Here is a 17,264-nt window from a genome sequence, read left to right as displayed (position 1 = left end):
GTCACTCGGCGATGTTCAGGCGCCCGTGTACCGCGGCGATCGCCTCGGCCATGTCGTCGCCGTTGATCTCGCTGAGGCGGTCGGCGTCGAGCTGCTCGAAGTCGATCGCCCGGGTGAGGCGGATGTCGCGGTACTGCTCGCCGGCCTCCACCAGCTGACGCGCGTAGCGACCGTTGCCGGCGATGTCGAGCGCGGCCTTACCACGCACCGTCTGTTGACTCAGCAGCTTGGCCGCTTCCAGCAGGTAGTCGGCCGCCTCAAAACTGAGCGACGAATCATTGTATTCTGCAATAACTTTCGCAATTTCCAGGATCTCCTCGGGTGAGTAGGAGTCGAATTCGATCCGGGTGGCGAATCGCGACCGCAAGCCCTCGTTGGTTTCGAGCAGCCGGTCGATGTCGTTGCTGTATCCCGCGATGATCACCACAAGCCGGTCACGATCGTTCTCCATTCGGGCCAGGAGCGTGTCGAGGGCTTCCTGTCCGAATGGGTCGGTCCGCCCGGCTCGTTCCTGCACCAGTGCGTAGGCCTCGTCGATGAACAGCACACCGCCCAGCGCACGGTCGATCACCTTGGTGGTCTTGACCGCCGATTGGCCTTCGTATTCGGCGACGAAATCCTTTCGGGCCGTTTCGATGAGCTTCGGTTCCTGGATGACGCCCAGCCCCGCGAGGATGTTGGCCACGACCCGGGCGATCGTCGTCTTGCCGGTACCCGGCGGCCCGGTGAAGATCATGTGCTTGCTCGGTTGCGCGACCTTCATGCCGCGCGCGGCGCGCACTCGCGCCATTTGGGTCGCGGCGCGGTATCGCTCGACTTGGTCCTTGACTCGGGTGAGACCGATCTGACGTTGCAGCTCGGCCTCGGCCTCGGCCAGTAGTCTTTCTCGCCCCGACGTGTCGGCCACGACAGTGGTCGCATCCCACGGGTCGGTGCGGGCCGAGATCTGCTCAGCGGTGGTGGTCGTCAAGCGTTGAGACGGATCGTTCAGCGCCGCAGTGACTTTCGAGCTCGGATGGGTGGTCTGCAGCCACTCCAGCAGGGCTACAGCGGCCTCTTCGTTGCCTTGGCTGCGACGGGTCATCGCGAGGTACCAGGCGATGGCCTGAGCACACGCTTCACCCGCCGGCGAGGAGTTCGCCTCGGTGAGTCGGCGTTCGGCTTCGGTGAACAAGCCGAGGTTGGCGGCCGCGACGCCGTGCGCAACTCCGGCGGCGGCGGCCAGGAACGCATCCGGCCACTTACCGGCGCTCCTGACTTCGTCGATCACCTCGGTCCACCGCTCCGCAGCACCGTAGATCACGGCCTTCGCCCACGACAACAAGTGCTCGGCGCCGGTGGTCGGGCTGCCCTCGACCGCTTCCATCGCATCCGCGTAGTTGCCGTGCGACGCTTCGTTCACCGCGAAACCGAGGGTGATCGCCAACGGCGAATTGACCGGGTAGGTGATGTCGCCGTAGAGGCCGCCGATGGGAACCCTGGCTCCCACGGAGCTCATCGAGATCTGGGCCGACCCCGCCAGGCGGCCGAAGTGGGTGCGCGAATACCAGGCACGAAACAGCGTCACCCGATCGGTGTCGCCGCATCTGATGCGGCCGACCCATGCGTCACAAGCGGATTCGTCGTAGTTGGTGATCTCGGTGAACAGGTCCAGCGACCGTGCCTCCGAGACGGGCAGCATGCCGACTGCGCTCTCGAACAGACCGGCCAGGTGATCGGTCATTTATCCGAGTTGTAGCGGGCGGCGAAGACTTCGGTCTGTGCCGCGTCGGCCTGCTCCGGCGTCGGCAGCTGCATGCCGGATTCCATCATGTCGCGCAGCAGCTGGTTGCTGTCCACTCCGAGTTCGGCGAGCCCGTCCAGCCCCTCGATCTCGGAGGCGTTGTCCAACAGGTAGGTGTGCATGCCGGCCAGTCCCTTCTTCCGGGCCAGTTCGGCGAGGACGACGATCTCCTCGGCGACCTCGGTTTCGGTGAGCTTCGTCGCGGTGGGCGCGAGCCTGACTCGCTGAGTCCTGCCGTCGTTGAGGGCCGTCACCGAGACCGTCTCGGGGGGGTTGGTGACGGTGAACTCCATGATGCCGTCGTCTTCGTCTTCAGTCGCGGCGGCCTCGGTCGCCGCGGCGATGGCGTCCAGTTCGGTGTCGACCTCTTCGGGCTCGGTGGACGCGTAGTCGTACAACGCATCGACGCCCGATTCCTCCCCGTCATCCTCGGCGGCGGAAAAGTCGAGCGCGTCCGATTCGTCGTGGCCGTCGTCGGACCCCGACTGGTCGGGCGAGAAGTCCAAGGCGGAGAGGTCGTCGTGCGCATCGCGGTCGGGCATGAGATCCAACTTTCAGTGGTAGCGGCGGAGATTCAGCCTCGATGGGAGGCGTGAGCGTGGTCAGGGGCATGAGCAGACGCGGCATCGGTGGTGTGGTCGAACCATGCGCGGGCGGGGAGGAATTCCAACAGTCCGGCCAGCGTGCGTTGCAGGTTTTCCTGGGTGCCGGACAGAAAGCTTCCGTACAGCTCGCCGCCGACGCGGCGGGGCAGCGACACCAGCCGGCCCAGCGGCGAGTCGAGCACGCCCGCGGCGACATCGGTGTGCGTCGCCGTTCCACCGGAATGACGTTGTCCGGCAACGATTTCCACCCAGCCGCTCGGATTGGCGACGATCTCAGCGTAGTTGCGCGCCGAAGCCGGTGTCACGCCGTGGCTGACCAGTTGGGCGGCGGTGGTGCACGCGGCCAGCTCGGTGGCCACGCCCGTCAGCGGCTCGACGTTGGCGCCGGGCGCGGCGCCGAGCACGGTGGTCACCATGGCCGCCAGACCGATCTGCGGCGCCACCAGCTGAAGCACCAGCATTTCGCCGTCGCGTGCGGCGATGACGTGGTGTTCGCCTTTGCGGCACACCGCAAATCGCACCATCGCGCCGCCGGCGTCGCGCCGGAACCAGCGGCCCTCCAAGGTCCGGTCCGCCCGGCTGAGGGTGTCGACCATCGCCGCCACCGTCGGGTGGGGCCGGCCGGAATGGTCCAGCACGCCTTGGGCGATGAGGTCGCGCTGCACCTGGTCCCAGACCAGGTTACGCAGCTCCTCCTGCGGAATGTTCGGCCGGATCCCAAGCGCGACGGGAAATTCGATCAGGTGCAATCGGTCCGCGATCAGCAGCAGACCGTCAATGGTCACCTCGACGCCGACCACGCGGTCGACTAACCCGGCGTGGCCGGCAGTGAGGGGACCGGCCATGGTTATGTGTCAAGCATCTGCTTGTTGAGGTTCCCGGCCAGCTCGGAGTCCACGCCGGTGTACGCCTCTCGGGCGGTGCGCAGCTTTGCGGCCAGGCCGTTGCTTCCTTTGGCAAGAGCCTTCCCCGCCGCTTTGCGAATGTCTTCGATGGTGCTGAAAGCATTGTTGGAGGGTCCGCTGATGACGCCGTGGTTGAGCCAGCAGTTGCTTGCCGTCCCGTTCAGTGCGTTGGCGGCATCCTCAGCATCCTTGGCGGCGGAATCCTGGCTGTTCGCCAGCGTCGTGAGGATCGAGGGGTTGAGCAATAGATCTGCCATCGGTCGGTCTCCTTAACGTGTGGTACTCGCGCTATCCCGTTGTGGCGGTGTGGTTTTGGGCGGAGCGATCAAAGGACGCGCTCGCGACCGCCGGGGGCGGCCGCGGCGGCGGGTGTCGGCGCATCAACGGGTGCGCGTTCGCTACCGTCCGTACCCGCGGCGGCACCGGCCTCCGCGTCCCTCTTCTTCTTTTCTTCGTCGTCCTTCTTCGCGTCCTCGTCCTTGACGTCGCTCACGTCGTTGGCCGCGATCGGGGCGGCCGCGGCGGCCGGAGTGCCCGACCCCTTCGCGGATTGGGCGAGCTGCTGGATCTGCGATGCGCCCTGACTGAACGTCTGCCCAAATTGGTTGAGCCCCTGGGATGCCTGCCCCACCTGGGCCAGCGTGGGCGGCGTGAAAGTGCTCGACGTTGTCGTCGCCGTCTTGTCACCGGTCTTGGTCGAGGTGTCGGTCTTGGTGCCGGTCGAGGATTTGGTAGCAGCCGCTTCACTGGCTCCGGCGAGGACCTGCTTTTTCGGCTCCGAGACCGTGTCGCCGGCCTTATTCGCCAATTCGGCGACGGTCGGCGCGAAGGAGAAGGTCGTGAGACCGTCGGAGATGCCACGGAAGTTGGACAACTGGGACGAACTTTGCGTGGCCACCTTGCCCTGAATCTTGCCGAAGCTGCCCGCCAGCTGCGTGTCGATGTCCGAGCCGAGCTTGACGTACTTCCGCGCCAACACGCTGACCTGGTTGGAAATCGACCCCGAATTCGTCACCGTCATGACCTCGAGCGCGAAGGTTGCCATGCAGCAGGCGAAGGCGGCGACGATCTGCCACGCCATCGACCACGACGGCCCGGTGATGGGAATCAGGTACAGGGCCAGGGCGATTCCCGCCGCCGCGGTCAGCACGGCCACGTTGACTGTGCAGCACAGGTGTGCCTCTTTGACCTTGGCCGCCTGGTTGGCTATGTAGCCCTTCAGCTCCTGGTCGTACCCTTTCATGGTCTCCGCGAAGGCCTTCAGCTTGGCGTTCTGGGCGGTATAGGCGGTCGCCGCGGTACCGCTCCAGTCTCGCGGGTCCGGAACGCACCCCGGGTCCAAGTCCTTCTGGAAGAGGTTGAGCTTGTCCGCGGCGGTGGATACGGCAGACCCCGAGTTGGGTGTCCCGAATCCGTTCAGCAAGTCCACGATGGTGATGGCCAGGGCCGCGGCATCGACAATGGCCGTGGGGGTCGGCAGGGCCTTCTTCACGGCGTCCGTTTTCAAAACGTCCGCGAGTTTCGTCCATTGTTTGCTGAGGTAGATCATTCCTTTACCGACGATCGTTGCTGCGCTCGCACCAAGGGTGGCCCAGTCGCCGGCTGAAGCGGCAGTAACGCCGCTGCCGAAACTCTTCACGCAAGTCGCTAAATCCGTCGCACCGTTAAGCCAAGCCACGTCGGTGATTCCCTTCACGCTCGCTGGATCGTGTGCACCGAACCCTGTGCACGTTGGATCAAGCCTATCCGCGTTTAAACTCGCTCCAGTGCACGAATTTTTCGGCTAGCCAACAGCTTCCACCACCGGGCGGGCGGACGCTACGGGAAACATTGACGCAAAGTTGCCACAAAACGAACAATTGGAATTTTTCGGCGAGCCGAACCCGCCGCAATCAGTTGATCTGGCCGATCAGCGTTTCGATCGCATCGACGACGTGAGCCGGCACGGGCACTTCTGCTTCCGCGCGCACGATCATTTCTTCGTCGACGCCGGCCGCTCGGGCGGTTTCCCCCGGGGAAAGGTTAGCGCGCCGCCGGGCGGCGTATAAACGTTGCGCCAGCGGCGCATCCGGGGCGCCCGCACCGAGTGTCGTCAGTTCGTCGCGATACCGGCGAACCGCGCTGAGCGCCTTGATCAATTCCGGGGTTATCTGGCTGATTCGAGTCGCGCGTTCGGCAATGGCCTCGAGCTGGCGCAAGTCGGCGAGGATGGGCGCCACCCGCTCGGTGAAATCCGGTTGATCGGCCGGCGGGAGCGCGGCGATGGCCAGGCTGCAGCTGTCGATCGCGGCGACGACCGCTTGAGCGACCAACGAGGCCGCGCCGGCGTCGGCCCCGGTCACCGTGTCTGGGTGGGAGGGAGGCGGCGCGGTCGCCTCCCCGGCCGCGGGTTCACCGCGTCGGATCCGCTCGATGGTTCCGGTCGGCCAGCGCAGCACTTCCTCGAGCTTGGCCCGCGTTCGTTCGCGCGGCCAGCTGCGTCCCTTCTCGAACGCGATCAGAGCGCCGGCGTTGATGATCCCGTCCGCGGCGAGGCTGCGCTGACTGATGTCGAGTTCCCGCCGGCGCGCGGCCGCGGCTGCTCCGGCGCGGATCATGCCAGGGTCAGTTCCACCGATCTCGATGGTGTTCTCCTCGTCGTCGGCAACGCCCGTGAGGGCGGGGCGGACAGGCGTGGGGCTGGGCATATCGACGACTCCTTCCCCTCGGACCCGTGCGGCTGCGAGCTGTCCGCCCGCGGGCCTCCCACCGCTACGTTTTGGCGATCCTATCGCAGCGCTACGGTTTTAGGAAACACTTGTCGTGCCGCACAGGGTTCGATGTAACCGAAACGCAACGGCAATGCCGCTACAGTTCAGCACTGGCGGTTATCGCGCCGCTGGCCCACTGTCGAAGCGCCGGCTCGGCCCAGGTTTGCGATCCCGTTCGGCCAGCTTTTCCCGCCGGTTCAGGCCGCCGCAGCCTGCGGGGCGTCTGATGTGCACCGAAGCGCCCGGCCGCGACGCGACGGTAGCCTGTTCACCTAAACTGTTGCAATGCGACGGTTAGTGCGATAGTGTGTCCGGCTATAGGACGCAATAATGCAACACTTTGTGAAGGAACGTGGCGATGACCGCAACAGCTCTGTACAACATCCCGTTGGGCGTTTGCACCACGGACCCGGATCGTTGGACGACGGCTCCCGACGACGAGGCCAAGGCGCTGTGTCGGGCCTGCCCGCGCCGCTGGGCCTGCGCGCGCGACGCCGTGCAGTCCATCGGAGCCGAAGGGTTGTGGGCCGGTGTCGTCATTCCCGAAGGGGGCCGGGCGCGGACATTTGCGCTGGGTCAGCTGCGATCTTTGGCCGAGCGCAACGGATATCCGGTGCGCGGGGCGGCGAAATCGGCCTGACGCACCCGGTCGCCGGCCGTTGCGTTGAGGGGTCAGCGGCGCCCACGGCGAGCGGCGAAGGGCGAATCATTGCGCGGTGCAACACCTTTAAGGTGTGCGCCCGCGTGCCCCCGGGCCGATGTAAACAGCGCGAGAAATCAACGGAATTTCTCGCGCTGTTTCACGCTGCGATCCCGGGCCTACCCCGCCGGGTCGAAGCGGAAGACGGCGAGCCGGCCGGCCAGCGCCTCGAATTCGTCGGCAGTGCCGTCGCGCACCATTCCCGAACGCTTCGCGAACGACACCCCCATGGGTACTTTGTCGGGAAATGCCCGCAGTACCGGCCGGGCCTGCTCGTCGGTCAGCTCGACGATTCTGACCTCGCGGGAGCGCCGGCCGCGAGCCAGTGTGCCGCTGCCGGCGGCGCGGGCGTTCGCCGCCCAGTCGGCACCCGGATAGCCGGCCACCACGAAGAGGCCGCCGCGGAATTCGAATGGCGTCATCGGAGTGCTGCGTGGACGGCCAGACTTGCGTCCGGGCACGGTCAGCACCATGGCGGGGCCCGTGGGGATACCGAGTTTCTGCACCGCCATCATCACGCGGTTCATGGGCTTCAGGTAGCGCGGCGGAAGCGGGTCGGACATCTCAGCTCTCCTTGTCGATCTGGTCGGTGAACAGCTCGAGGTGCTCGGACACCCACTGCCCGAACGACATTGCGGGCCGACCGAGGATCTTCTCCACGTCGTGGGTGACGAGGGCCGGTTTGTCCGTCGTCTCCGCCAGCAGGGCGAGGTAGGCATCGGCGAACTGCGCGCTGAAACCGAGGCCGGCGAATCGCTGTCGCACCACGTCCGCGGGTATCTCCTGATACCGCAGCGCGCGTCCCAGCACGGCGCCGACGATGGCCACCAGCTCGGCGTTGGTGCATGCTTGCGGGCCTGTCAACGGGATCCGTTGGCCGACCAGCTCATCGGTGAGCAGGGCCCGCGCGGCCACCGCCGCGATGTCGCTCTCGGCGATCGGCGCGGTGGACGCCGCGGCATAGGGTCCGGCCACCACATCGCCGGCGCGCAGCTGCGCGGACCACATGCCGGCGAAGTTCGTCGCAAAGACCGTGGGTCGCAGGCTCACCCAAGACAGGCCCGAGTCGACCGCGGCTTGTTCGACCTCGCGGTTGCGGTCACCGCGAAACCGAGACGGCTGCCGCGAAAAGTCGTCGTCGGCGTTGATCGCCGACAACGCGACCAGCTTGCCGATCCCGGTGTCGCGGCACTGCGCCACCACGCCGGGCAGCGCTGCGCCGAGCGCGCGAGAATTCAGAAACACCGCCGTCGCGCCCGCCAGCGCGGTCGGCACGGAGTCGAATACCTCGACACCCGGGGAGAAGCCCGCGGTATCCGGCGTCCGGGAGACGGCCCGGACCGTGGCTCCCGCGGCGAGGAGTTCGGCAACAAGGGGGCGACCGACATTGCCGGTCGCTCCGGTGACGACGATGGTCATGACGTGATCCCTCCTGGTGTGACGGGCATCCGCACGGTCCTCGTGGGCGCGCCCTGCATCAACGACGGCCGCAGGGCAGGGAAAGTTACAGTCTCGGGTGAGTAACTTTTTCCGGCAGCAGATCGTCGATGACTCATGAAGCAGGCGCAGCCACCGAGTGACCAGGTCGTCGACGCATGGCGCCGCCACCGCCCCTATCTGGTCAATCTCGGATATCAGATTCTCGGGGACATCGGTGACGCCGAAGACGTTGCGCAGGAGGCCTTTCTGCGGCTCTCGCGGGTCGCTGCCGGCGATATCGACGACGTCCGGGGTTGGCTCACCGTGGTCACCACCAGGCTGTGCCTCGATCAGGTGCGCTCGGCGCGCATTCGCCACGAGCGATTGAGCCCGCCCGGCCACGAGGAGCACGACATCCCCGTCGCTCAATCCCCGACCTCGAACCCGGCCGACCGGGTGACTCTCGACGACGAGGTGCGCAGCGCGTTGATGGAGGTCCTGCAACGGCTCAGCCCGGGCGAGCGAGTGGCCTTCGTGCTACACGACGTGTTCGGTGTCCCGTTCGACGCGATCGCCGAAACGGTGGGCCGGCCGGTCGGCACGTGCCGCCAACTGGCGCGGCGGGCCCGGTCGAAATTTACTACGGCACAACCGAATTTGGGTAAGGTGACCCCCGCCGAGCACCAGCTCGTCACCGAGAAGTTCATCACGGCATGCGCCAACGGCGATATCGCGGCGCTGACCGCCGTGCTGGATCCGACGGTGTGGGGCAGCGGCACGGTGATCGCAGAGCCCGCCCCGCCTCCGCAGATCAACCACGGGCCGACGGCGGTGGCCGCCAACCTGATGCGCTATCTGGGTCCGGACGTCACGTTGGTCAGCGGTCCCGCGGGCCAACCCGTCGTGCTGGCCTTCGCCGAGCGCAGGCTGTTCGCCGCCATCGTGCTGACCATCCGGGGCCGCTTCGTCACCAAGATCGAGGCGATCGCCGACCCCGCGGCCCGGGCAGCGCGGGCGTGAATTACGTTGAGAGGCTTCAGCTCCCGCCACTCGGCGCCCGACGGGGCCGGTCGCGACCGGTGCGGGCGGCGAAGTAGCCGGCCACGGTCACGGCGACGTGGAGGAATTTGAGCCGCGTCGGGCCGGCCATCTCGTTGCGCACATCGATGACGCCGCCGGGCCGCAGGTGCGGATCGTAGGGAACCTCGACCACCGGGCGCCCATGGTCGACGAACTCGCGTGCCAGCAAGGCTCGGGTGCGTTTGTCGGCATGTCCGTCGGAATCGTTGAGCACGACGATGGTGTGTGCCAGCAACTCCGTCAGGCCCTGATCCGACAGCCATTCCAGGGTCCGGGCAGCGGCTGAGGCGCCATCCGCCCACGGCGAGGACACCACGATCAGCGCGTCGAGGTCGCGCAGCACTTCATGGGTGACCGGCGAGTCCATCGTCGAGCCGCAGTCGATGACCGAGATCGCGAAATGGCGGTCCAGCCGCAACACGGCTTCCCGGTAGATCGCGGGGTCCAGAACCCGGCGCGGACCAGCCGCCGGTTCGCCGCCGAGCACATACAGGCCGACGGGATTGCGGCCCACCCGCCGGGCGACATCGGTGAACGTCTCCAGATTCGTGTCCGCGGTCAGGTCCCAGAACGAACCCGTCGACCGCGGGTCGATCCGGCTGCTGAGCCGGCCGAACGCGGTATCGGCGTCGATGGCCACCACATGGTCTTGCCGCCGCAATTCGGCGAACAGCGATCCGACGCTGGCGGCGACGGACGTCTTTCCGACGCCGCCCTTGCCGAGCACGCCGACCTTGTGGGTGCCGCGCAGGGCCACCCGGATGCCGGCTTCGTATTCGGCCCGTTGACGTTGCGCGGCCGACGGGCCCGGGTTGATCAGTCCGAAGCTGGCCAGCCGCAGGATGCGGCGCCAACCACGGTCGGCCGGTTGCGGCGCGGGCGGGGCGGCGGGGGGGTGGACCCGCCTGCGGGCGCGGCGCAGGACGCTGGTGCGGTTCCGGCTGGGGGCGCGGGGCCGGGGGAGCCGCCGTTGGGCGGGGTGGCGGCGGGGCCCGAAACGCCTGCGGCCGCGGCGGGGCGGGTCTCTGGGGACCCGCCGCCGGTGGGGGGCGGGGCGGCCTGCGGGGGTCGTGGGTGGGAGCCGGGTGCGGCGGGGATTTCGGGCTGGGCCGGGTGCAGACGGTCCCGCAGGAATTCGTTGCGCTCGTTCATGGGCTCCTCAGTGCCAGCCGATCGATCGTCGCCTGTCGTCGATCGCAGGAGAACTACCAGTATCGGGTATGCCCCGCCGGGCCGTTCGGGGGTATCTGTTGGCCGCGCGCGAGCAAACGTGCGCGACGAGACCCGGTGAGGTGCGCCACGCCGGGGGCGGCAACGCGCCCGCCGCACTTTCGGTGGTTGACCTGCACGTGGCGCCGTTGGTGCCGGGCTTCTGCGGCGAATTTACGTCGCGGCCATTGGGCAGTTAGACTTGGGGAAGTTGGCATGTCAGGCGGTTTTTGTCATATCGTTTTACGACTTGTCGAAACCTGGTTCACGCCCACCGTTCAGCGCCGCACGGACGATTTCCTACCCGGAACGTTTTCCGCTTGGGAGACAGCCTATCGACAAGGCCGAAGGGGTTTGGGCCCGCAATCTCCGGGTGCGGGCTCGTCGGAGCCACTTATACGGCAGCGCAGAAAGTTCTGGTGGAGGGCAGGTGCATATGACGCCCAAGCGCGTTGGGTTGTACAACCCCGCGTTCGAGCACGACGCGTGCGGGGTAGCCATGGTCGTCGATATGCACGGCCGTAGATCCCGCGACATCGTCGACAAGGCGATTACCGCTCTGCTCAATCTCGAACACCGCGGCGCCGCCGGAGCCGAGCCCCGCAGCGGTGACGGCGCGGGCATCCTGATCCAGGTCCCGGACGCGTTCCTCCGCGAGGTCGTCGACTTCGAACTCCCCGAGCCGGGCAGTTACGCCACCGGTATCGCGTTTCTGCCGCAGTCGGCCAAAGACGCCGCCGCCGCGAGCGCCGCGGTGGAGAAGATCGCCGAGGCCGAGGGCCTCACGGTGCTGGGCTGGCGCAATGTGCCCACCGACGACTCCTCGCTGGGCGCGCTGTCCCGCGACGCGATGCCGACCTTCCGGCAGGTGTTCCTTACCGGCGCCTCCGACATGACCCTCGAGCGCCGCTGCTATGTGGTCCGCAAGCGCGCCGAGCACGAACTGGGCACCAAGGGGCCGGGCCAGGACGGGCCGGGCCGCGAAACGGTCTACTTCCCGAGCCTGTCCGGCCGGACGATGGTCTACAAGGGCATGCTGACCACCCCGCAGCTCAAGGCGTTTTACCTTGACCTGCAAGACGATCGGATCACCAGCGCGCTGGGCATCGTGCACTCCCGGTTCTCGACCAACACCTTCCCGTCCTGGCCGCTGGCGCACCCGTTCCGCCGGATCGCCCACAACGGTGAGATCAACACCGTCACCGGCAACGAGAACTGGATGCGGGCCCGCGAGGCGCTGATCAAGAGCGACATCTTCGGATCGGTCGACGACCTGGAGAAACTGTTCCCAATTTGTACCCCGGGTGCCTCCGACACCGCGCGCTTCGACGAGGCGCTCGAGCTGCTGCACCTGGGCGGCCGCAGCCTGCCGCACGCGGTGCTGATGATGATTCCCGAGGCCTGGGAACGCAACGAGACGATGGACCCCGCCCGGCGGGCGTTCTACGAGTACCACGCCTCGCTGATGGAACCGTGGGATGGCCCGGCGTCGATGACATTCACCGACGGCACCATCGTGGGCGCCGTGCTCGACCGCAACGGCCTTCGCCCGTCCCGGATTTGGGTCACCGACGACGGCCTGGTCGTGATGGCTTCCGAGGCCGGCGTGCTGGACCTGGACCCGTCGACGGTCGTGCAGCGGATGCGTCTGCAACCGGGCCGGATGTTTTTGGTGGACACCACGCAGGGCCGCATCATCGCCGATGAGGAGATCAAGGCGCAGCTGGCCGCGGAGCACCCCTATCAGGAGTGGCTCGACAAGAATCTCGTGCCCCTCGAATCGTTGCCGCAGGGCAAGTACGCGCGGATGGCGCACGAACGAGTTGTCATGCGGCAGTTGGCATTCGGATACACCTACGAGGAGCTCAACCTGCTGGTGGCGCCGATGGTGCGCACCGGCGCCGAGCCGATCGGGTCGATGGGTACCGACACCCCGGTCGCGGTGCTCTCGCAGCGTCCACGGATGCTCTACGACTACTTCCAGCAGCTGTTCGCTCAGGTGACCAACCCGCCGCTGGACGCCATCCGCGAGGAGGTGGTCACCAGCCTGCAGGGCACCACCGGCGGGGAGCGCGACCTGCTCAGCCCGGACGAGTACTCGTGCCACCAGATCTTGCTGCGTCAGCCGATTCTGCGGAACCACGAGCTGGCCAAGCTGGTCAACCTCGACCCCGACGACGAGGTCAACGGGCGCCCACACGGGCTGCGCTCCAAGGTGATTCACTGTCTGTACCCGGTCGCCGACGGTGGCACCGGGCTGGCAGCCGCGCTGGAGGAGGTGCGCGCTAAGGCGTCGGCCGCGATCGCCGATGGCGCCCGGGTGATCATCCTTTCCGACCGTGAATCCAATGAGCAGATGGCACCGATACCGGCACTGCTCGCCGTCGCCGGGGTGCACCACCACCTGGTGCGCGACCGGACCCGCACGCACGTGGGCCTGGTCGTCGAATCCGGGGATGCCCGCGAGGTTCACCACATGGCGATGCTGATCGGGTGCGGCGCCGCCGCGGTCAACCCGTACCTGGCCTTCGAGTCGATCGAAGACATGCTCGACCGCGGCGTCATCGACGGTATCGACCGCGACAAGGCGCTGAACAACTACGTGAAGGCCGCCGGCAAGGGCGTGCTGAAAGTCATGTCCAAGATGGGCATCTCGACGCTGGCCTCCTACACCGGCGCCCAGTTGTTCCAGGCCATCGGAATCTCCGAGGACGTGCTCGACGAGTACTTCACCGGCCTGTCCTGTCCGACCGGCGGCATCACCCTGGAAGACATCGCCACCGACGTGGCCGCCCGGCACCGGCTGGCCTACCTCGACCGTCCGGACGAGCGCGCGCACCGCGAACTCGAGGTGGGCGGGGAATACCAGTGGCGTCGGGAGGGCGAGTACCACCTGTTCAACCCGGAGACCGTGTTCAAGCTGCAGCACGCGACCCGCACCGGCCAGTACAAGATCTTCAAGGAATACACCCGCTTGGTCGACGATCAGAGCGAGCGGATGGCGTCGCTGCGCGGCCTGTTGAAGTTCCGGGGCGATGTGCGGCCCCCCGTCCCGCTGGAGGAGGTCGAACCCGCCAGCGAGATCGTCAAGCGGTTCTCCACCGGCGCAATGAGTTACGGCTCGATCTCGGCCGAGGCGCACGAGACGCTCGCCATCGCGATGAACCGGCTGGGCGGCCGTTCCAACAGCGGCGAGGGCGGCGAGGACGTCAAGCGGTTCGACCGCGACCCCAACGGGGACTGGCGCCGTAGCGCGATCAAGCAGGTCGCCTCGGCGCGATTCGGTGTTACGTCGCATTACCTGACCAACTGCAGCGACATCCAGATCAAGATGGCCCAGGGCGCTAAACCTGGTGAGGGCGGCCAACTTCCGGGCCACAAGGTGTACCCGTGGGTGGCCGAGGTCCGGCACTCCACGCCCGGCGTCGGGCTGATTTCGCCGCCGCCGCACCATGACATCTACTCCATCGAGGATCTCGCGCAGCTGATCCACGACCTGAAGAACGCCAACCCGCAAGCGCGTGTGCACGTCAAACTGGTCTCGGAGAACGGTGTGGGCACCGTGGCCGCGGGTGTGTCCAAGGCGCACGCCGATGTGGTGCTCATCTCGGGGCACGACGGCGGCACCGGCGCTACCCCGCTGACCTCGATGAAGCACGCGGGTGCCCCGTGGGAGCTGGGTCTGGCTGAGACGCAGCAGACGTTGCTGCTCAATGGTTTACGCGATCGAATCGTGGTCCAGGTGGACGGTCAGCTCAAGACCGGGCGGGACGTGATGATCGGTGCGCTGCTGGGCGCCGAGGAGTTCGGCTTTGCCACCGCCCCGCTGGTGGTGGCGGGCTGCATCATGATGCGGGTGTGTCACCTCGACACCTGCCCGGTCGGCGTGGCCACCCAGAATCCGGTGCTGCGGGAGCGGTTCTCCGGCAAGCCGGAGTTCGTCGAGAACTTTTTCACGTTCATCGCCGAAGAGGTCCGGGAGTACATGGCGCAGTTGGGCTTCCGCACCTTCAACGAGGTAGTCGGCCAGGTGGGCTCGCTGGACACCACGCTGGCGCGCGCGCACTGGAAGGCGCACAAGCTGGATCTGAATCCGGTGCTGCACGAGCCGGAGTCCGCGTTCATGAACCAGGACCTGTACTGCAGTTCGCGCCAGGACCACGGGCTGGACAAGGCGTTGGACCAGCAGTTGATCGTGATGAGCCGCGAGGCGCTGGACTCCGGTAAACCGGTCCGGTTCTCCACCACCATCAGCAACGTCAACCGCACCGTGGGCACCATGCTCGGTCACGAGCTCACGAAAGCCTATGGCGGCCAAGGCTTGCCGGACGGGACCATCGACATCACCTTCGAGGGCTCGGCGGGCAACAGCTTCGGCGCCTTCGTGCCCCGGGGCATTACGCTGCGGGTGTACGGCGACGCCAATGACTACATCGGCAAGGGCCTGTCCGGTGGCCGTATCGTGGTGCGGCCGTCCGACGACGCCCCACCGGGCTACGTCGCCGAGGAGAACATCATCGGCGGCAACGTGATCCTGTTCGGCGCCACCAGCGGCCAGGTTTACCTGCGCGGTGTGGTCGGGGAGCGGTTCGCGGTCCGAAACTCCGGCGCCCACGCGGTGGTCGAGGGTATCGGCGATCATGGCTGCGAGTACATGACCGGCGGCCGGGTGGTCATCCTGGGCCGCACTGGGCGTAACTTCGCCGCGGGCATGTCCGGCGGCGTGGCCTACGTCTACGACCCCGGCGAGGAACTGGCCGAAAACCTGAACATCGAAATGGTGGACCTGGAGACGCTCGATTCCGATGACATCGACTTCCTGCACGGCATCGTCCAGGCCCACGTCGACGCCACCGACTCCGCGGTGGGTCAACGAATCCTGGCCGACTGGCGCGGGCAGCAAAGGCATTTCGCGAAAGTGATGCCGCGGGACTACAAGAAGGTGCTGCAGGCGATCGCGCAGGCCGAACGCGACGGCACCGACGTCGGCAAGGCGATCATGGCGGCGGCCCATGGCTGATCCGAGCGGCTTCCTGAAGTACACACACCGGGAACTGCCGCATCGCCGGCCTGTCCCGCTGCGGCTGAAGGACTGGAAAGAGGTCTACGAGGACTTCAACGACGACACCCTGCGCGAGCAGGCGACGCGTTGTATGGACTGTGGCATTCCGTTCTGCCACAATGGCTGTCCGCTGGGCAACCTGATCCCGGAGTGGAACGACCTGGTGCGCCGGGGCCGTTGGCGCGACGCGATCGAAAGGCTGCACGCCACCAACAACTTCCCGGACTTCACCGGCCGGTTGTGTCCTGCGCCGTGCGAGCCGGCGTGCGTGTTGGGGATCAACCAGGACCCGGTGACCATCAAGCAGATCGAGCTGGAGATCATCGACCACGCCTTCGACGACGGTTTCGTGGTGCCCTTGCCCCCGACCAAGCTGACCGGCAAGACCGTGGCGGTAGTCGGTTCGGGCCCGGCCGGATTGGCCGCCGCCCAGCAGCTGACCCGCGCCGGCCACAGCGTCACCGTTTTCGAGCGGGCCGACCGCATCGGGGGATTGCTGCGTTACGGCATCCCGGAATTCAAGATGGAAAAGCGGGTGCTCGATCGGCGGCTGGACCAAATGCGGGCTGAGGGAACCGAATTCCGCGCGGGCGTCGACGTCGGAGTCGATATCACCGCCGAACAGCTGACGGCTGACTTCGACGCGGTGGTATTGGCCGGCGGTGCCACCGCCGCGCGCGATCTGCCCGTTCCCGGTCGGGAGCTGGACGGCATCCACCAGGCGATGGAATACCTGCCGTGGGGCAACCGGTTAGCATCGGGCGACCTGGAAGATGGAGTCCTGGATGACGACGGGCAACCGCCGATCACCGCCAAGGGCAAAAAGGTCGTCATCATCGGCGGCGGTGACACCGGCGCCGACTGCCTGGGCACCGCGCATCGGCAGGGCGCGACCGAGATCCACCAGTTCGAGATCATGCCGCGGCCGCCGGAGTCCCGCGCGGAATCCACTCCGTGGCCGACCTATCCGCTGATGTACCGGGTGTCCTCGGCGCACGAGGAGGGTGGCGAGCGGGTGTTCTCGGTGAACACCGAGGAATTCGTCGGCAAGGACGGGCGGGTGACCGCGCTCAAGGCGCACGAGGTGACGATGCAAGACGGCAAGTTCGTCAAGGTCGAGGGATCCGATTTCGAGCTCGATGCCGACTTGGTGTTGCTGGCGATGGGATTCGTCGGCCCCGAGAAGCCCGGATTGCTCACCGAGCTAGGCGTGAAGTTCACCGACCGCGGCAACGTCGCGCGGGGGCCGGATTTCGACACATCGGTCCCCAACGTTTTCGTCGCCGGGGATATGGGTCGTGGCCAGTCACTGATCGTTTGGGCGATTGCGGAGGGCCGGGCGGCGGCCGCCGCGGTGGACCGGCATCTGATGGGCGTCACCGCGCTGCCGGCGCCGGTCAAGCCCACGGCCGCTCCGCTGCAGTAGTCACACTAGCCACACCAGAAACACGCGTTGAACCGCCCGGCGCGTCTCCCTAAGTTTGCCAGAACCGGGGTGTCTAATGGTTGGCTGTGGGCCTCGTCACGTAGAAGTCGCCACGAGGCCCGGCTTGATCGGAGCGATTGCAGGAGTATCACTGTGCATGTCAATCCAGTACCTCGGACGCGGATGGCGCGAATGGCCTGGTCATGGTTTCGCCACCCGGTGAAGAGCCGCGAATTTCCCGCTAAGCACGAACGTCTGGCCACGGCTGAAGAGCTGCTGCTGTTCGGGGTGTAACCGCACGCAGTTCTTCTCGACCTGATCCAAC

General features: G+C 66.8%; 12 protein-coding genes and 1 pseudogene. 4 read left to right on the top strand and 9 right to left on the bottom strand.

The genetic code is table 11. The features are described 5' to 3' along the window. Nucleotide 1: 1 nt before the first annotated feature. The 6 genes from eccA to MSG_RS24455 form a co-directional block, all read right to left on the bottom strand. The gene (gene eccA, locus MSG_RS24480) at nucleotides 2-1,723 is read right to left on the bottom strand and encodes a type VII secretion AAA-ATPase EccA (protein WP_096443765.1); all 1,722 of its coding nucleotides are present in this window, start codon (nucleotides 1,721-1,723) and stop codon (nucleotides 2-4) included. Continuing rightward, on the bottom strand, nucleotides 1,720-2,325 hold the full coding sequence (locus tag MSG_RS24475; RefSeq protein WP_096443763.1) for a DUF2694 domain-containing protein: 606 nt from the start codon (nucleotides 2,323-2,325) through the stop codon (nucleotides 1,720-1,722). The genes eccA and MSG_RS24475 overlap by 4 nt, the downstream gene beginning before the upstream one ends. A 32-nt stretch (nucleotides 2,326-2,357) precedes the next feature. Continuing rightward, complete coding sequence (locus MSG_RS24470; protein ID WP_096443761.1) at nucleotides 2,358-3,233, bottom strand: ESX secretion-associated protein EspG; 876 nt, start codon at nucleotides 3,231-3,233, stop codon at nucleotides 2,358-2,360. Nucleotides 3,234-3,235: 2 nt separating this feature from the next. Then, nucleotides 3,236-3,550, bottom strand: a complete 315-nt coding sequence (locus tag MSG_RS24465; RefSeq protein WP_096443759.1) for an ESX-1 secretion-associated protein — start codon at nucleotides 3,548-3,550, stop codon at nucleotides 3,236-3,238. Between the two features lie 68 nt (nucleotides 3,551-3,618). Next, nucleotides 3,619-4,785, bottom strand: coding sequence for an EspA/EspE family type VII secretion system effector (locus MSG_RS24460; RefSeq protein WP_142404485.1), 1,167 nt, complete (start codon nucleotides 4,783-4,785; stop codon nucleotides 3,619-3,621). A 400-nt stretch (nucleotides 4,786-5,185) separates the two neighbouring features. Further along, entirely contained in the window at nucleotides 5,186-5,980 is a 795-nt protein-coding gene (locus MSG_RS24455; protein WP_308737769.1) for a transcriptional regulator, read from the bottom strand. Between the two features lie 421 nt (nucleotides 5,981-6,401). Here MSG_RS24455 and MSG_RS24450 point away from each other — a divergent pair, with 421 nt between their 5' ends. Continuing rightward, nucleotides 6,402-6,683 carry a WhiB family transcriptional regulator gene (locus tag MSG_RS24450; protein WP_096443755.1) on the top strand — a complete coding sequence of 94 codons (282 nt, stop codon included), beginning with the start codon at nucleotides 6,402-6,404 and terminating at the stop codon, nucleotides 6,681-6,683. A gap of 179 nt (nucleotides 6,684-6,862) precedes the next feature. On the opposite strand, the gene MSG_RS24445 is transcribed toward MSG_RS24450, so the two are convergent. Continuing rightward, nucleotides 6,863-7,306: a nitroreductase family deazaflavin-dependent oxidoreductase gene (locus MSG_RS24445; RefSeq protein ID WP_096443753.1), complete on the bottom strand. Its 444-nt coding sequence runs from the start codon at nucleotides 7,304-7,306 to the stop codon at nucleotides 6,863-6,865. A gap of 1 nt (nucleotide 7,307) precedes the next feature. Beyond that, the gene (locus MSG_RS24440; RefSeq protein ID WP_096443751.1) at nucleotides 7,308-8,162 is read right to left on the bottom strand and encodes an SDR family oxidoreductase; all 855 of its coding nucleotides are present in this window, start codon (nucleotides 8,160-8,162) and stop codon (nucleotides 7,308-7,310) included. A gap of 135 nt (nucleotides 8,163-8,297) precedes the next feature. Here MSG_RS24440 and sigI point away from each other — a divergent pair, with 135 nt between their 5' ends. Next, nucleotides 8,298-9,182, top strand: coding sequence for an RNA polymerase sigma factor SigI (gene sigI / locus MSG_RS24435; RefSeq protein ID WP_096443749.1), 885 nt, complete (start codon nucleotides 8,298-8,300; stop codon nucleotides 9,180-9,182). Nucleotides 9,183-9,198: 16 nt separating this feature from the next. On the opposite strand, the pseudogene MSG_RS24430 reads toward sigI, so the two are convergent. Further along, nucleotides 9,199-10,394 (bottom strand): annotated as a pseudogene (locus tag MSG_RS24430) (MinD/ParA family ATP-binding protein). Nucleotides 10,395-10,887: 493 nt separating this feature from the next. Between MSG_RS24430 and gltB the strand changes: the two are divergent. Further along, a complete protein-coding gene (gene gltB / locus MSG_RS24425; protein WP_096443745.1) occupies nucleotides 10,888-15,471 on the top strand; it encodes a glutamate synthase large subunit in 4,584 nt (1,527 codons plus the stop codon). Then, nucleotides 15,464-16,939: a glutamate synthase subunit beta gene (locus MSG_RS24420; RefSeq protein WP_096443743.1), complete on the top strand. Its 1,476-nt coding sequence runs from the start codon at nucleotides 15,464-15,466 to the stop codon at nucleotides 16,937-16,939. The genes gltB and MSG_RS24420 overlap by 8 nt, the downstream gene beginning before the upstream one ends. The last annotated feature ends 325 nt before the right edge of the window (nucleotides 16,940-17,264 follow it).

It is taken from the genome of Mycobacterium shigaense (genome assembly GCF_002356315.1).
GTDB classification, from domain to species: domain Bacteria; phylum Actinomycetota; class Actinomycetes; order Mycobacteriales; family Mycobacteriaceae; genus Mycobacterium; species Mycobacterium shigaense.
The sequence above is the reverse complement of the archived record's forward strand: the minus strand, read 5'-3'. Positions and strand labels throughout refer to the sequence as shown.

Coding starts and splice junctions, on each gene's coding strand:
- MSG_RS24475 (WP_096443763.1), bottom strand. CDS start 2,325: ATGCCCGACCGCGATGCGCACGACGACCTCTCCGCCTTGGACTTCTCG.
- eccA (WP_096443765.1), bottom strand. CDS start 1,723: ATGACCGATCACCTGGCCGGTCTGTTCGAGAGCGCAGTCGGCATGCTG.
- MSG_RS24450 (WP_096443755.1), top strand. CDS start 6,402: ATGACCGCAACAGCTCTGTACAACATCCCGTTGGGCGTTTGCACCACG.
- sigI (WP_096443749.1), top strand. CDS start 8,298: ATGAAGCAGGCGCAGCCACCGAGTGACCAGGTCGTCGACGCATGGCGC.
- MSG_RS24445 (WP_096443753.1), bottom strand. CDS start 7,306: ATGTCCGACCCGCTTCCGCCGCGCTACCTGAAGCCCATGAACCGCGTG.
- MSG_RS24440 (WP_096443751.1), bottom strand. CDS start 8,162: ATGACCATCGTCGTCACCGGAGCGACCGGCAATGTCGGTCGCCCCCTT.
- gltB (WP_096443745.1), top strand. CDS start 10,888: ATGACGCCCAAGCGCGTTGGGTTGTACAACCCCGCGTTCGAGCACGAC.
- MSG_RS24420 (WP_096443743.1), top strand. CDS start 15,464: ATGGCTGATCCGAGCGGCTTCCTGAAGTACACACACCGGGAACTGCCG.
- MSG_RS24465 (WP_096443759.1), bottom strand. CDS start 3,550: ATGGCAGATCTATTGCTCAACCCCTCGATCCTCACGACGCTGGCGAAC.
- MSG_RS24455 (WP_308737769.1), bottom strand. CDS start 5,980: ATGCCCAGCCCCACGCCTGTCCGCCCCGCCCTCACGGGCGTTGCCGAC.
- MSG_RS24470 (WP_096443761.1), bottom strand. CDS start 3,233: ATGGCCGGTCCCCTCACTGCCGGCCACGCCGGGTTAGTCGACCGCGTG.